8 protein-coding genes and 1 tRNA gene are annotated in these 15,345 nt (G+C 60.6%); 3 read left to right on the top strand and 6 right to left on the bottom strand.

The features are described from left to right. Positions 1 to 54: 54 nt before the first annotated feature. Both cysK and epsC read left to right on the top strand, forming a co-directional pair. Entirely contained in the window at positions 55 to 990 is a 936-nt protein-coding gene (cysK, locus tag HMPREF2845_RS04055) for a cysteine synthase A (RefSeq protein ID WP_005505601.1), read from the top strand. A 298-nt stretch (positions 991 to 1,288) separates the two neighbouring features. Further along, positions 1,289 to 1,873, top strand: a complete 585-nt coding sequence (epsC, locus tag HMPREF2845_RS04050) for a serine O-acetyltransferase EpsC (protein ID WP_005507433.1) — start codon at positions 1,289 to 1,291, stop codon at positions 1,871 to 1,873. A gap of 203 nt (positions 1,874 to 2,076) precedes the next feature. On the opposite strand, the gene gndA is transcribed toward epsC, so the two are convergent. Then, complete coding sequence (gndA, locus tag HMPREF2845_RS04045) at positions 2,077 to 3,549, bottom strand: NADP-dependent phosphogluconate dehydrogenase (protein ID WP_005505596.1); 1,473 nt, start codon at positions 3,547 to 3,549, stop codon at positions 2,077 to 2,079. Between the two features lie 196 nt (positions 3,550 to 3,745). Then, a tRNA-Val gene (locus HMPREF2845_RS04040) sits at positions 3,746 to 3,818 on the bottom strand. Positions 3,819 to 4,298: 480 nt separating this feature from the next. On the opposite strand from HMPREF2845_RS04040, the gene aceE reads away from it, so the two are divergent. Then, positions 4,299 to 7,031, top strand: a complete 2,733-nt coding sequence (aceE, locus tag HMPREF2845_RS04035; RefSeq protein ID WP_070633951.1) for a pyruvate dehydrogenase (acetyl-transferring), homodimeric type — start codon at positions 4,299 to 4,301, stop codon at positions 7,029 to 7,031. A gap of 83 nt (positions 7,032 to 7,114) precedes the next feature. Here aceE and HMPREF2845_RS04030 read toward each other — a convergent pair whose 3' ends face one another. The 4 genes from HMPREF2845_RS04030 to HMPREF2845_RS04015 form a co-directional block, all read right to left on the bottom strand. Next, positions 7,115 to 7,981 carry a hypothetical protein gene (locus HMPREF2845_RS04030; RefSeq protein ID WP_070615994.1) on the bottom strand — a complete coding sequence of 289 codons (867 nt, stop codon included), beginning with the start codon at positions 7,979 to 7,981 and terminating at the stop codon, positions 7,115 to 7,117. Between the two features lie 680 nt (positions 7,982 to 8,661). After that, positions 8,662 to 13,041 carry a non-ribosomal peptide synthetase gene (locus HMPREF2845_RS04025; protein WP_210394522.1) on the bottom strand — a complete coding sequence of 1,460 codons (4,380 nt, stop codon included), beginning with the start codon at positions 13,039 to 13,041 and terminating at the stop codon, positions 8,662 to 8,664. Positions 13,042 to 13,297: 256 nt separating this feature from the next. Beyond that, complete coding sequence (locus tag HMPREF2845_RS04020) at positions 13,298 to 13,525, bottom strand: phosphopantetheine-binding protein (protein ID WP_005507422.1); 228 nt, start codon at positions 13,523 to 13,525, stop codon at positions 13,298 to 13,300. 66 nt (positions 13,526 to 13,591) lie between these two features. After that, the gene (locus HMPREF2845_RS04015) at positions 13,592 to 15,292 is read right to left on the bottom strand and encodes a (2,3-dihydroxybenzoyl)adenylate synthase (protein ID WP_049352772.1); all 1,701 of its coding nucleotides are present in this window, start codon (positions 15,290 to 15,292) and stop codon (positions 13,592 to 13,594) included. Positions 15,293 to 15,345 lie beyond the last annotated feature (53 nt).

Below are 15,345 nucleotides of genomic sequence, written 5' to 3'. Positions count from 1 at the left end.
TTGCGGAGACCCCATCGCGGCTGGCCTCCCCCCAAGCTCATGAAGGAGCACCCCATGGCAAAGATTCTCAACAGCATTGTTGAAGCAACCGGCCAGACCCCCCTGGTTAAGCTGAACCGACTGGACGAGGGTCTTCCCGGTAACGTAGCGGTCAAGCTTGAGTTCTACAACCCCGCTGGTTCGGTTAAGGACCGTATCGGTCGCGCCATCATTGACGCTGCTGAGAAGTCGGGTGCGCTGAAGCCCGGCGGCACCATTGTTGAGGGCACTTCCGGTAACACCGGTATTGCGCTGGCTATGGTGGGTGCTGCTCGCGGTTACCGCGTCATCCTGACCATGCCGGAGACCATGTCTGCTGAGCGTCGCGTGCTGCTGCGCGCTTACGGTGCTCAGATTGTGTTGACCCCGGGTACCGAGGGTATGCGCGGCGCTGTGGAGAAGGCTAAGGAAATCGTTGCGACCACCGAGAACGCTATCCTGGCGTCCCAGTTCTCCAACGAGGCGAACCCCACCATTCACTACAACACCACCGGCCCCGAGATTTGGGAAGCAACCGACGGTAAGGTCGACATTTTCGTGGCGGGTATTGGCACCGGCGGCACCATCTCCGGTACCGGTAAGTACCTGAAGGAGCAGAACCCGAACGTTAAGGTTGTTGCGGTTGAGCCGAAGGACTCCCCGCTGCTCTCCGAGGGTCGCGTTGGTCCCCACAAGATTCAGGGCCTGGGCGCTAACTTCGTTCCCGACACCCTGGACCGCGGCATCTACGATTCGGTGACTCCGGTCAGCGCTGAGGACGCTATGCGCACCTCCCGCCTGCTGGCTACCCAGGAAGGTATTCTGGGCGGTATTTCTTCCGGTGCGGCTGTGTGGGCTGCTCTGGAGGAGGCTAAGAAGTCTGAGAACAAGGACAAGCTGATTGTGGCTATCGTTCCCGACTTCGGTGAGCGTTACATCTCTACCGCTCTGTACGAGGATATCCGCGGCTAATAGGCCCCGGTCTTCGGCACCCCTCCCCGTGAGGCCGCCATCTAGAACAGTACGCAGTGTTCGACGCTCCGTCCCGGTTGCATGCCGGGGCGGAGCGTTTGCGTTTTCTCGCGATGCTCCCCCGCTGAGACCCACCCGAGCCCGAATATTACGTTCCGCACGCAATTGTGACCGAGATGTTAAAGAGAGCACTCACTATGACGACGACAGAGTTCGGGAATAGGTGAATGAGCACCGTTGTTGGTACCTTTGGAAAGGTCGCATACACAGAGCGCGACCGATGAGGGAAAGGGAACCCATGAGTTTTATTGCGCGTCTACGTGAAGATATTGAGAACGTCCGCCAGCACGACCCTGCTGCGCGCGGCGCTGTCGAGATTGCGCTGAACTATTCGGGTATGCACGCCATTTGGGTTCACCGTCTGACCCATAAGCTCTGGCAGAAGGATGAGACGAAGGCTCTGGCTCGTACTCTCTCGCAGTTTGCTCGTTTTCTGACCGGTGTGGAGATTCACCCCGGTGCGACCATTGGCCGCCGTTTCTTCATTGATCACGGCATGGGCATTGTCATTGGTGAGACTGCTGAGGTTGGTGACGACGTGATGCTGTACCACGGTGTGACCCTGGGCGGTCGCTCCCTGGAGAAGGTGAAGCGTCACCCCACCATTGGTGACCGTGTGACCATCGGTGCAGGTGCTAAGGTGCTGGGTCCGGTGGTTATTGGTGCCGATAGCGCTATTGGCGCGAACGCCGTGGTCGTCAATGATCACCCCGCCGATTCGATTATTACCGGCATTCCGGCGAAGCACCGCCCGCGCACCCCGGAGAAGAAGAAGCCCCTGGTGGACGCTGTGGAGTACATTGACCCCGCCATGTGGATTTAGGCTTGGCAAGCGTTTTGAGGCGGTAGAGGCGCACCTGGCGGCTCCTCACGAGGCTCTAGGCTCTAGGGGCTGCAGGTCTTCTCTCCTGCTATATGCCCCTGAGGCATCTCGGGGGGTGCCCCATCAAGACATAACGAAAGCCCGCCTTCGACCGGATTCTCATCCAGCCGAAGGCGGGCTTTGACGTATTCAGCTACGTGAGCTTAGTGAACGTGAATGTCCGCTGCGTTCACCTCGGAACGGTCACCGCTCCACATGGTGTGGAATGCGCCCTCTTCGTCAATACGACCGTAGGTGTGTGCACCGAAGAAGTCACGCTGACCCTGAATCAGGGATGCGGGCAGGCGGTCGCGGCGCAGGCCGTCGTAGTAGGACAGTGCGGATGCGAACACCGGCACGGGGATGCCCAGTGCGGTTGCCTTAGCCACCACGCGACGCCAGGAAGGAACGAGCTCCTCCATGAGGTTCTTGAAGGCGGGTGCCAGCAGCATGTTCGCGGGTGCTTCGCCTGCGTAGGCAGCCATGATGTCGCCCAGCAGCTCGGCGCGGATAATGCAGCCTGCACGCCACAGCGATGCGATGGTGTCCAGCTTCAGGTCCCAACCGTATTCCTTGCCTGCGCGGGTGAGCAGGTCCATGCCCTGTGCGTACGCAACGAGCTTGGATGCGAAGAGTGCGCGGCGCACATCCTCAACGAACTCGGGGTCGCCTGCACCGATGCCGGTGGTTGCGATCAGACCTGCGGGCAGTTCGCGCTGTGCTTGCTCTCGCTGCTCACGCTCGGAGGAGGAGAGGGCGCGTGCGAACACGGACTCTGCGATAGCGGAGACGGGGGAACCGAGGTCCAGGCCAGCCTTAGCGGTCCACAGGCCGGTACCCTTCTGGCCCGCTGCGTCAACGATAACGTCGACCAGGGGCTTGCCGGTCTTTGCGTCTACCTGTGCGAGCACCTCAGCGGTGATTTCGATCAGGTAGGAGCTCAGGTCGCCTTCGTTCCAGGTCTTGAAGATTTCTGCCTGCTGTGCCGGCTCAATGCCTGCGATGGAGCGCAGAATGTCGTACGCTTCGCCGATCACCTGCATGTCGGCGTACTCGATGCCGTTGTGGACCATCTTCACGAAGTGACCCGCACCGTCGGTGGAGATCCATGCGCAGCAGGGTGCGCCGTCCTGAGGTGCCTTCGCTGCGATCTTTTCGAGCAGCGGGCCCAGGTGCTTGTAGGACTCTGCGGAGCCGCCGGGCATCATGGAGGGGCCCCAGAGAGCGCCCTCTTCGCCGCCGGAAACGCCAACGCCTACGAAGTGCAGGCCCTTTTCAGCCAGGGCGTGCTCGCGACGGATGGTGTCGGGGAAGTGGGAGTTACCGCCGTCGATGATGATGTCACCCTCGTCGAGCATGGGGGTGAGCTGCTCGATCACTGCGTCGACGGGTGCGCCCGCCTTGACCATAATCAGGATGCGGCGGGGAGACTCGAGGGAGTCGACGAGTTCCTGCAGGGACTCGGTACGGATGAAGTCGCCGTCTGCGCCGTGCTCAGCCAGCAGTGCGTCGGTCTTCTCTACGGAACGGTTGTGCAGTGCCACGGTGTAGCCGTTACGTGCCAGGTTGCGGGCGAGGTTTGCGCCCATGACAGCAAGGCCGGTGACACCAATCTGTGCCTTCTTGTTTTCAGTCATGTATATAAGGATACGCGCTGAGGACAGGCTATATACAGGTAGAGTGTACTTTTATACCCTGATGGACTGTTCTTCTCACTCTTGGAGAAATGCACCGGGACACGCATCGGGATACTCGCGGGGGAATACGGCCCGGGTGGGTAAACCGCTGAGGGTAAACAAAAACCCCGGTACCGTGCGGTACCGGGGTAATCGGTGGGTCCTACCGGGATCGAACCGATGACATCCACGGTGTAAACGTGGCGCTCTACCAGCTGAGCTAAAGACCCGTAGTTCTCACTGTTTCGTTTCCATTCCAGTGACGAACACAAGAAACAACTATACGGGCTTTTGAGGTGCCACGCAAATCCAGAACACGTGTTCTATGTCTCAATATTTTTTTCATTTTCCCACCGCACCCAACATCAAGCCACACCAAGCCACAGCTACCCTCCCCCTCAGAAACAAGCCACACCCTCTCATTCCGCGCCATTCCGCCAACCCCGCCATTCCGCGCCATTTAGGTGCAAAAAGACCCTAACTAGTACTTTTGATGCGCATTTTTTCCACTCAGATAGTCACAATGCGAAACCCACATCACAAAAACCCCCATTTGAGACCAAGAGAGGCACCTTTAGGTCTAAGATAGTAGAGATAAGAAGCGAAGTGGGTCTTACAGACCTATAGCGCTTAAACACAAAGATTGTTCGACAACGCAACAACGCGCGGCGGGCGATCTCACAACCGCACAGAAGAGAGGTTGGATTAGTTTGGCTAACGTACCGAACGAGCACTCCCTGAGCACCCTTCTCGATGGCTTCAAGGACATCGACGTAGAAGAGACCCAGGAATGGGCTGAGTCCCTCGAGGACCTTATCAAGACTCACGGCACCGAGCGTGCAGAGTACATCCTTCGCGCACTGCTCAAGGAAGCTGGCGAGAAGGGCGTTAAGGTCCCGACTCTGGTCAAGACCGACTACATCAACACCATCCCCGTCGACCAGCAGCCCGAGTACCCCGGTGATGAGGAACTCGAGCGCCAGTACCGCGCATGGATTCGTTGGAACGCAGCAATTATGGTTCAGCGTGCCCAGAAGAAGGGTATCGGCGTTGGCGGTCACATCTCCACCTTCGCAGGTGTGGCTGACCTCTACGAAATGGGCCAGAACCACTTCTTCCGCGGCCGTAACCACCCCGGTGGCGGTGACCAGGTCTTCTTCCAGGGTCATTCCTCCCCCGGTGTCTACTCCCGCGCATTCGTTGAGGGCGTCCTGAGCGAAGACCAGATGGACGGCTTCCGTCAGGAGAAGACCAAGGGCGCAGACGGTATTCCTTCGTACCCGCACCCCCGTTGCATGCCCGAGTTCTGGCAGTTCCCGACCGTTTCCATGGGTCTGGGTCCCCTGAACGCAATCCACCAGGCATCCTTCAACAAGTACCTGCACAACCACAAGATCAAGGACACCTCCGAGCAGCACGTCTGGGCATTCCTGGGCGACGGCGAAATGGACGAGCCCGAGTCGCGTGGTGCACTGCAGCTGGCTGCAAACGAGCACCTGGACAACCTGACCTTCGTCGTCAACTGCAACCTGCAGCGTCTGGACGGCCCCGTTCGCGGTAACGGCAAGATCGTTCAGGAGCTCGAGGCATTCTTCCGCGGTGCAGGCTGGCACGTCATCAAGGTCCTGTGGGGCTCCGACTACGACGAGCTGCTCAAGAAGGACAAGAGCGGCAAGCTCATCCAGCTGATGAACGAAACCCTCGACGGTGACTACCAGACCTTCCGCGGTGAAGACGGCGGCTACATCCGCGAGCACTTCTTCGGCAAGTACCCCGAGACCAAGGAACTGGTTGCAGACCTGACCGACGAGCAGATCTTCAACCTGCGTCTGGGTGGCCACGACGACAAGAAGATCTACGCAGCCTACAAGGAAGCTATGGAGACCAAGGGCAAGCCCACCGTCATCCTGGCACAGTCCATTAAGGGTGCGGAGCTCGGCCCGTTCTTCGAGGCACGTAACTCCACCCACCAGATCAAGAAGTTCACCATGGAAGCACTGAAGGGCTTCCGTGACCACCTGAACATCCCCATCTCCGACGAGGAGCTGGAGAAGGATCTGTACAACCCGCCGTACTACCTGCCCGAGGCAAACCACCCGGCTCTGCAGTACATGCAGGCACGCCGTAAGGAACTCGGCGGTTACATCCCCGGCCGTGCAAACACCCAGCCTGAGATTATCCTGCCCGAGTCCAAGGTCTACGCACAGACCAAGAAGGGCTCCGGCAAGCAGACCGCTGCTACCACCATGGCGTTCGTCCGCCTGATGAAGGACCTCATGCGCGTGAAGGGCTTCGGTCACCGTATCGCTCCCATCACCCCCGATGAGGCACGTACCTTCGGTATGGACTCCTTCTTCCCCTCGGCTAAGCTGTACAACCCCAACGGCCAGAACTACGTGCCCGTTGACCACCAGCTCATGCTCACCTACACCGAGTCCCCCGAGGGCCAGATTGTTCACGTGGGTATTAACGAGGCAGGCGCAACCGCTGCATTCATCGCTCTGGGTTCGTCCTACGACACCCACGGCGAGCCGATGATCCCGATCTACATCTTCTACTCGATGTTCGGCTTCCAGCGCACCGGCGACTCCTTCTGGGCTGCTGCCGACCAGCTGTGCCGCGGCTTCGTCATCGGTGCAACCGCAGGTCGTACCACCCTGTCCGGTGAGGGTCTGCAGCACGCTGACGGTCACTCCCCGATTCTGGCGTCCACTAACCCGGCGTTCAAGATCTACGACCCGGCATACGGCTACGAGATCGCTCACATCGTGGAGCGCGGTATCGAGCAGATGTACGGCACCAAGGACGAAGACCACAACGTCATGTACTACCTGACCGTGTACAACGAGCCGATTCACCAGCCTGCTGAGCCGGCAAACGTTGACGTTGAGGGCATCATCAAGGGTATCCACAAGATCAGCGAGTCCCCGCTGACCTCCGGCCCCAAGGCACAGCTGCTGGCATCCGGCGTTGCTGTTCCGTGGGCTGAGAAGGCTCAGCAGCTGCTGGCTGAGGACTGGGGCGTCTCCGCAGACCTCTGGTCTGTCACCTCGTGGACCGAGCTGCGCCGCGACGGCATTGCCGCTGAGGAAGAGGCTCTGCTGAACCCGAACCAGCCCGCTCGCGTTCCTTACGTGACCCAGAAGCTGGCTGGCGCTGCTGGCCCGATCGTCGCGACCACCGACTTCGCTTCGGATGTTCCCGACCAGATCCGCCAGTTCGTTCCGAACGACTTCGCAACCCTGGGTGCTGACGGCTTCGGCTTCGCAGACACCCGCCCGGGTGCACGTCGCTTCTTCCACATCGATGCAGAGTCGGTTGTTGTCCGCACCCTGCAGACGCTGGCAAAGCGCGGCGAGGTTGCAGCAGACGTTCCCGCGAAGGCATTCGCTAAGTACGACCTGCTGAACGTGAACGCTAACTCCGAGCTGGAGCAGCACTAAGCATTTAGCGGTAGAACCCCGGTTCTGCGTTAGAAGCTAAACGATGCCCCCGGTTGATGATTCATCAACCGGGGGCATTATATTTATTGGTTTTTGAGAACCCACTCTTTATATCGGAGATTAACTTCTGATAGCTGCTTTCGCTGTTCTTCTAGTTTTGTTTCATTATCCCGGATGAGCGGTTTTTGATACGAAGCTACAAGATTAGCAAGACCTTGAGCCATTCCTGTATCTTTACTGCATTGTGCTTCAATGACGCTGAGTCGAATTTCTTCTTCTGATGCCGGGGCATTATTATCACCGCTAGCACGGGTTGCATTTGATAGTTCTTTTGTACCCCATTCTTCGTCGCCTTTTCGTGGCGTTAGACCTTTATCCGATAGGCATTTCCACCATGCTTCACGGTATTTTTTCCATTCAGGATGATTCATGGCAGCTGCATAGGATTCGCCGTGGATTCGACGATAGGCTTCTGTGAGGCCACTTTGCTCTTCGAGGCTGATGCCCGCGATCTCTTTCAACGTGGCTAAGATTTCAGGCATGCACTGTTCCATGATTTTTGTGTCATAGCCCCCGGATGATGGTGCATTCCCTCGCTTGTAGTTTCCATATTTGGCGGCGTATTCGGGGTTCCAGAGGCCAAACTCGCGACCGGACGAAAAGAATTTCCTATCTTCTACATCCGGGATATATATTTCATAGGATTGGCCGTGTTTTGCGAAACAGCGCTGCCTGAGAATTTCCAAGGCTCGAGTGTAATACTGGGAATTTTCATCTAAAAGGTCATTGTATTCTTCGAGTGGAGTAATGATTTGGTTGTTTTTATAGTCTAGAGTTGCTTGGGCTGTTTCATCACGTTCTAGTTGCGGGCCTGTAGAACAGGATGTGCAGGCTAACGTGAATGCAAACGTTATAGCCATTGCGGGTTGAAAGAATTTCTTGAGGTTCATAATTCTCCCTCCTTAATTGGATAAAGAATATGCGGTAGTAAAGAAAGCTGGGTTATGCTCTGGCGATAATCACCATGTAGTGCCCAGTAATACGGGTGCTTAGGGAATCAGTTGTCTATGCTAAGCCCTATGCTGAACCAAAGTTCAAGCAGGACTTCGGGCATGGGGGAATACCTACTAGTTTGGGAGCGCACCCATGACGAAAGGATCAAGCCGCTATGTGCAGACAATACACAGGGGGGTCTGCAGCGTCATGACTACTAGGAGAATGTTCTAGAGCTTCATCGTAAACTCCTAGTGTTTTGAGAAGGATATCCTTCTGCATGAGTGAGATACGTTTCAAGACCTGGTGTATGCCGAGTCGTTCTCTTAGATACAATCCCAATCTATGTAATCGGAATCATATTTAAGAGGTGGCTTCAATCTAGCACTCATTAAGGAGTCTTTTCAAGCAACAAATGAGTCATGTGTCACAAAATTTAAGAGTGTATGTGTATAATAAGGTCTGTAAAATTTGGCATTTTGCGCCATTTGTGTACCGATAATTTTTTACACAAATCTTTTATATGACTAAAATCACCTAAAAGATACTCTTTATGATAAGAACACGCATGCATGTTTTAACCGATGTAGCCCGGAGGTAACGACTATTACCTCCGGGCTACATCAGTTATAGAGGGTTAGCCGGCGAAGTGGCCGGTCACCTCCGCCAGACGCGTCGGATTCACCAGGTCAGGGTGCGTACCCTCCAGCAGCACCGAACGGAACGACGACGCATGCGCCGACCAACCCTCCGCATCCAGGTACGGCTGATCCTCATGCGGCACACCCACCAGCAACACGTCCCCTTCAAAGAACGCCTGCTCAGCACCACGCATCAGTGCCGCTGAAGCACGCATACTACCCAAGCACACGCCCAGCTTCTCCTCCGGTAGGTAACCCATCGCCGAACCCGCCCGCTGCAGACGCTCCAACGTACCCGGCAAATCAAGCCGCTCATCGGCGGCAGGCTCCGGCAAACCGCCCATACGCAACAGCGCGCGGAAGCTCTCCTGCTCATCCGGCGCAGGCACGCCCTGCCACTGCTCCGAAGGATACGCATCCAACAGGATGACGCGCTCAACCTGCGCACCCGCAGCCTGCGCCAGAGCCGCCACCTGCACCGCGGCAGTACCGCCCACAGACCAGCCCATCAACGCAAAACGACGCGGCAACGAACGCTCCGCCAGGGTCTTCTCGATCAGCTTCAGGTAGCCCTCAGCCAGCTCCTGCAAACTCGACGCAAACCCGGCATTCGGGTCAGAGAACGCCTCAGCCTGCACAGCATACACACCCTGCTGAGCCGGAAGATGCGAAAGGTACCCCGCATAGCACCAGCCCAAACCACCAGCAGGCGGCAGAATAAACAGCGGCGCGGGGGCACCGGTAGTATCGGGGACAACGGGCTGCTCACGCTGAGTCACAACGTGTTCGCGCTGAGTCAAAATGTGCTCACGCAGCGGCAGAACCGGCGCGAACTCCGCACCCTCGCCACGCTCGCCCGCAATGGACGCCGCCAAAGCCTGCACTGTCGGATGCGCAAACAGCGCACCAATGCTCACGCTCAGACCCAGCTGCTCCTCAACCGCGGCAATCACCTCAAGAGCCGCCAGCGAATGACCACCCGAGGCGAAGAAATCCTCATCCACGCCGAAACGCTCACGACCCAGCACACCGGCAATAATCGAGCACAGCTGCTGCTCCAGCAGGCCGTGCGGGCCCTCAGCATCAGAAGTCTGAGGGGTCAGGTCGAGGGACGCCAACAGCTTGCGATCCGCCTTACCGGAGGGGCTCACCGGCAGAGCAGGCAGGGTGTGCCACAGGGTCGGCACCATGTAGTCCGGCAGAACCTGCGCACAATGCTCACGCGCCGCCTCCACCAGCTGCTCAGCACGCTCAGCGGGCACGTCGCCGACCTCCAGCACCGCCGCCAGGGCGGGCTCACGCAGGCCGCGGTACAGCAGAGCCACCGAAGCGCTCACGCCCTCAACCGCTGCAAGAGCCATCTCAATATCGCCCAGCTCCAGGCGCTGACCGCGCACCTTAATCTGATAGTCCGTGCGGCCGCGGTAACCAATGACGGCACGGCCATCGGGAAGAATCTCCCAGCACGCCAAATCGCCCGTACGGTACAGGCGCTGACTCTCACCGTTCAGCAGTACGAGCGCACCGGCGGGAGCCTGCTCCACGAAAGCCGCCGCGGTCGCCTGCGGGTTGTTCTTGTAGCCGCGCGCCAGCTGCACGCCCGACAGGTGCAGTTCGCCCGTCACGCCCACCGGCACGGGGTGGCCGGTCGGGTCAAGAATCAGGGTTCCGGTGTTCCAGACCGGCTCGCCAATGGGCACGCTCTCACGCTGCGGGTCGTTGGACGTCTCCCAGAAGGTGACATCCACCGCCGCCTCGGTCGGGCCGTACAGGTTCAGCGGGTACACGCCCAGAACCTCGCCCGCAGCCTGCACCTGGTCCTTCTGCAGCGCCTCACCCGAGCAGACCACGTAGCGCAGGGGCTGCTCTCGATCCTGACCGAAGCCAGCATCAGCCAGGATGCGGCGCGCCGCCGGCGAAGAGGTCAGCGCCGACAGCATGGTCGGCACAAAGTGCACCGCAGTGACGGACTGCTCGGCAATCACTCGCGCCAGGTAGGCGGGGTCGCGGTGACCCTCCGGCGCGGCAATGACCACGGCGGCACCCTCGGCGAGAGGCCAGTACAGCTCCCACACGTGCACGTCAAAGGAGATGGGGGTCTTGTGCAGAACGCGGTCGCCCTCCCCCACCGGAATCTGGTGCTGCTGCCAGCGCAGGCGGTTATCAATCGCGCGGTGGCTGATGGCAACGCCCTTAGGCCTGCCCGTGGAGCCGGAGGTGAAGAGCACGTAAGCGTCCTCGTCCAGACCGGTTTTCGCGCCCGGAAGCTCCTCTGCGGCGGGTGCTGAGGAGTGTTCCCCGTTGGGTTCCTCGGCGCTCAGTAGGGGCAGAGTATGCTGCGGCAGGTTCGCGTGACGCTGCGGTTCCTGCGGGTTCAGCTCTTCCGCGTTCAGCGGGTGCAGGCCGGGGCCGTGCAGAAGCAGGGAGCACTCGGCGTCCTCCATCATCACGCCCACACGCTCAGCGGGCAGATCCGGAAGCACCGGCACGTAGGTGGCGCCAGCGTACAGCAGGGCGTACAGCGCCACGTACTGCTCCACACCGCGGTGCACACGCAGACCCACCGCATCGGCGGGGCGAACGCCCCAGTCCAGCAGCTGCGCGGCTAGCGCGCGGGCGCGCTCGTCCAGTTCGGCGTAGGTGAGGGCACGGTCAAAAGCGTAGGCGCGATTCGACTCGGGGGTGAGCACCTCACCGGGCGCGGGGGCAGAATCCAGCACGGCGAGCGCCCGCGGATGCGCCGCCACCGCGTCATGGAAGCGACCCAGCAGGGTCTTGTACTCCAGCGGGTGCTCGGTCAGCGCCGGGGCGGTCAGCTCGCGCAGGGTCGCAAGCTCCGCCTCGGTCGCCAAGCCGAGATTGTTCAGGGAGGCGTCCTCGCGCTGCGTCTCCGCCGCGTAGGCGGGTAGCCACTCGCTCAGGCGGGCGGCGTGACGTTCCAGCTCCTCGGCGGTGTAGAGCACCGGGTTCATGTCAATCTCGCAGGAGATGCTGTTGCCGCGGCCGGGCATGCCGCGCAGGGTGAAGGTCGCGTCAGCAACGGGACCGGCAGAGATATTGTGGATGCGCGCCGTCGGCACCGGGGCTCCGGACCCGTCCTTGGAAGGTGCCGCCAGGGGCAGCACCGCGTCGAAGGGCACCACGTTAATCTGCGCGCCAAAGAGCCTGGACTGGGCGTTACGCGCGATGCGCTCGAGGTCTTCCTGGCGTGCCAGGGGGTGCTCGGCGTTGCGGGCGTACTGTTCCTTCACCGAGTGCAGGGACTCCGCGATGGGGCCGGTCGCCGCAACCTGCGCCGGCAGCACGTTCACCGCGGTACAGCCGGTCTGCGCGCTTGCCGCGCCCAGGGCGCGGGTCGCCTCCGGCAGGGTGCGGGCGAACATGCGGTTCATCTGCGGCACACCGAACGAAGCCTGCGCATAGCCGCCTACACGCGCCAGGTACGAGCCGACGGCGGCGGTCGCCAGCACGGGCCAGGAGACGCCGTACTGCTTTGCGGCATCCAGCAGAGCCTGCTGGGTGGGTACGTCAATGCTGAACGCCAGGCGCACAGACTGCGCCGACGGGGAGGCGGCACGACCCGCCAGTGAGGTGTCTTCCTGTTCCAGGGCGCCGCTCGCCTGCCAGAAGGCGACGTCTTCTTCACGGGCGGCGGAGGCGGCATCGTCGGCGTCGAGCAGCTGTTGCAGGCTCATGCGGCGGGTTGCCGGAACCGGCTGACCGGCGGACAGAGCACGGTAAATAGCGGCGACGCGGGAGAGGCCGTTGAACGCGGCGAAACCGTCGGCAACCACATGGGAGAAGGAATGATAAACCCAGAGGAACCCGCCGTAACGCACCACGGCGCTGCGCACGGTCACGCCCTCATCGGTGACGAGGGGCTGGGCGAGCAGACGCTGCGCCCAGGCGCGCACCGGCGCGGGCAAATCAGAGTCAGGCAGATCGGAAGTATCGCTCTCCTCCGCCTCGGCGGTACCGCTCAGCTCGCCCTCCTCCAGTTCGCCCCCGTCCAGTTCGCCTCCGTCCACGAGCAGGTCAATACCCTCGAGGAACGCCTCAAGCGGCAGAATCTGCTGGGAGGCGGCACCATCGGCAATGCGGGTGCGCACGCGGAAGCCCTCGTTCTCGCGGTAGAGCTGTTCAAAAGCCTCACGCAGCAGAGCGAGGTCGGTGTCTGCGGGGCATTGCAGAACCTCCGCGGTGTTGTAGCAGGGGTTCGTCGGGTCAATCGCGGCGGCAAAATAGATGCCGCGCGCGTTAGTGGTCAGCGGCAGCCAGGGGCTGTCAGCGCTGTGCTGTGCGGAGGGGTTCGCGGCGGTGCGAAGGTCGGAAGCAGTCCCGAAGCTAGCGGGTGCGGTAGTATCAGCTACGCCCATGGTGGCCTCTCAAAGGTCTGGATTAGGGGTCTGGATTAGGGATGATATGCGGTGTGTGAAAGGTAAGTGTGAAAGGTAGGCTACTGCCCCGCCGTTTCGCGCTGGCAGAAGTGCACTAACAGAAGTGCGCTGACAAGTGCAAACGCAGCTACACAACACGGCGTAAAACCGGCGCACAGAAAAACGAGGCGAGTAGCAAACACCCCGGGCACCCGTCTGCATTCGCGGCAGGCGGGCACTCGGGGTGCGGTAACGCTTAGCCCAGGCGGGAGGCGATGAACTCCACGGTCGGGTTCTCCACCAGCTCGGTAAACTCAATCACGGCGCCCTCGGCGGCAAGGTCGTCGAGCAGGGCGAATGCGCCCATAGAATCCATGCCCAGGGAGAACAGGTCGGTGGTCGGCTCGTCAAAAGCGGTCTGCAGGGAGTCGGGCTCGACGATGTACTTCTCCATGATGGGGCGCAGGGTCTCAAATGCGGACATTTTTCTCCTCAATAGGGGTAGGAATAAGGGCGTACGGTTTAGCTGAAAATGATCAGCTCAAAGGGTTTAGCCGAAAATTTCGGCAAGCTTGGCGCGCAGTTCGCGGCGAGAAATCTTACCCACGTTCGTGGTGGGCAGCTCCTGCAGAACCTGCACTCGCTCCGGGATTTTGAAGTCGGCGAGCTTCTTCGAGGTGAAGAACTCATGCATCGTGCGGCGCGGGTTTTCACCCAGGTCGGCGCCTTCCTGCGGCACAATGACCAGGCCCACGCGCTCGCCCACAGTCTCATCCGGGATACCCAGAACCACGGCGTCAAAAACGTCGGGGTGGGTCAGCGCCAGCTCTTCGATTTCGTCCACGGCAATCTTCTCGCCGTTGCGGTTAATCTGGTCCTTCGCGCGGCCGGTCACCTCAAGGTACTTGCCAGCGACCAGGCGCACGATGTCGCCGGTGCGGTAGAAGCCGTCCTCGGTGAAGCCGTAGCGGTTCGCGTTCTCCTCCAGGTAGTAGCCGCGAATCGTGTACGGGCCGCGGGTGAGCAGGTGGCCGCTCTCGCCGCGCTTGACCGGCTGGTCCTGATCATCAACAATCAGGATCTCGTCGTCGGGGCTAATCGGGTAGCCCTGGGTCCGCAGGCGCAGCTCAATCATGTCGGTGGAACGGGTGTAGTTCACCAGGCCCTCAGCCATGCCGAACACCTGCTGAACCGTGCAGCCGAGCACCGACTCAATCTTGCCCGCAACCGCCGGGGCCAGCTTCGAACCGCCCACCTGCAGGGTCTGCAGAGACGGCAGGGACACGCCGCGCTTCTCCGCGGAGGCGACCCATGCCTGAGCCAGCGGCGGCACCAGCGCGGAGGTGGTCACACCCTCCATCTCAATGAGGTGGAACGCAGTCTGCGGGGACGGATCCGCCGCAAACACCAGCTTGCCGGAGGCGCACATGACGCCCAGAATACCGGGCGAGCTCATCGTGAAGTTGTGCGCGGCGGGCAGCACCACGAGCATGGTCGTGTTGTTGTTCAGCTTGCAGATATCGACCGAGCCGCGCACCGAGTACAGGTAGGCGGCGTGGGTGCGAGGAATCAGCTTCGAAATGCCGGTCGTACCGCCGGAGAGCTGCAGGAACGCCACCTGCTCGCTCGCACGCAGGTTCTCGGTGTTCTGAATGACGCCGGGCACGAACTCTTCAGCGAGCTCTTCTTCGGTCAGCGGGGTCAGCGGCTCCGCAACATCAATAGCAACCGGCGGCTCCTGGGAGTTCTTGCGCAGCTCGGCGGCAACGTCCTCGTGCAGGGCGGCGAAATCTGCGCCCGGGGTCAGCGAAGAGAACACGTGCGCCGCAGCGTCGGTGCGGGTCGCAAAGTGCACGAGCTCGGTGGTGCGGTGCTGCGGCAGGCAGAACACCGGCAGCGCCGCCGCCCAGAAAATACCCAGCAGGTACACCAGGTACTCGGCGGTGTTGCCCAGCTGCAGCAGCACGCGGTCACCGGGCTGCACACCAGCCTTCACGAGGCGCGCCGCAGCAGCACGGCCTGCCGCCTCCAGCTCACCGTAGGAGAGGCGAATCTGCTGAGGCTTGCCGTCCTCATCGAGCTGCGCGTGCGAGAGCGCCACCAGCGCCGGGAAGTGCGGCTTTGCGCGGCAGGTATCCAGCAGGAACTCGGGGATGGTCTGGTCAATCCAGTAGCCGGCTTCGCGGTACTTCGCGGCAAAAGACTCGGGGATGAGCGGCGTGGGGGCCAGGGGGCTACGTTCTACGGTCATCTTCTCTCGATTTCTGTGTCGTTTGCGGTTTCTATAGCGCTCACGTGCTGCGT

Source organism: Rothia sp. HMSC065B04 (assembly GCF_001812285.1).
Classification (GTDB): Bacteria; Actinomycetota; Actinomycetes; order Actinomycetales; family Micrococcaceae; genus Rothia; species Rothia mucilaginosa.
This window is presented reverse-complemented; position numbering and strand designations above follow the sequence as displayed.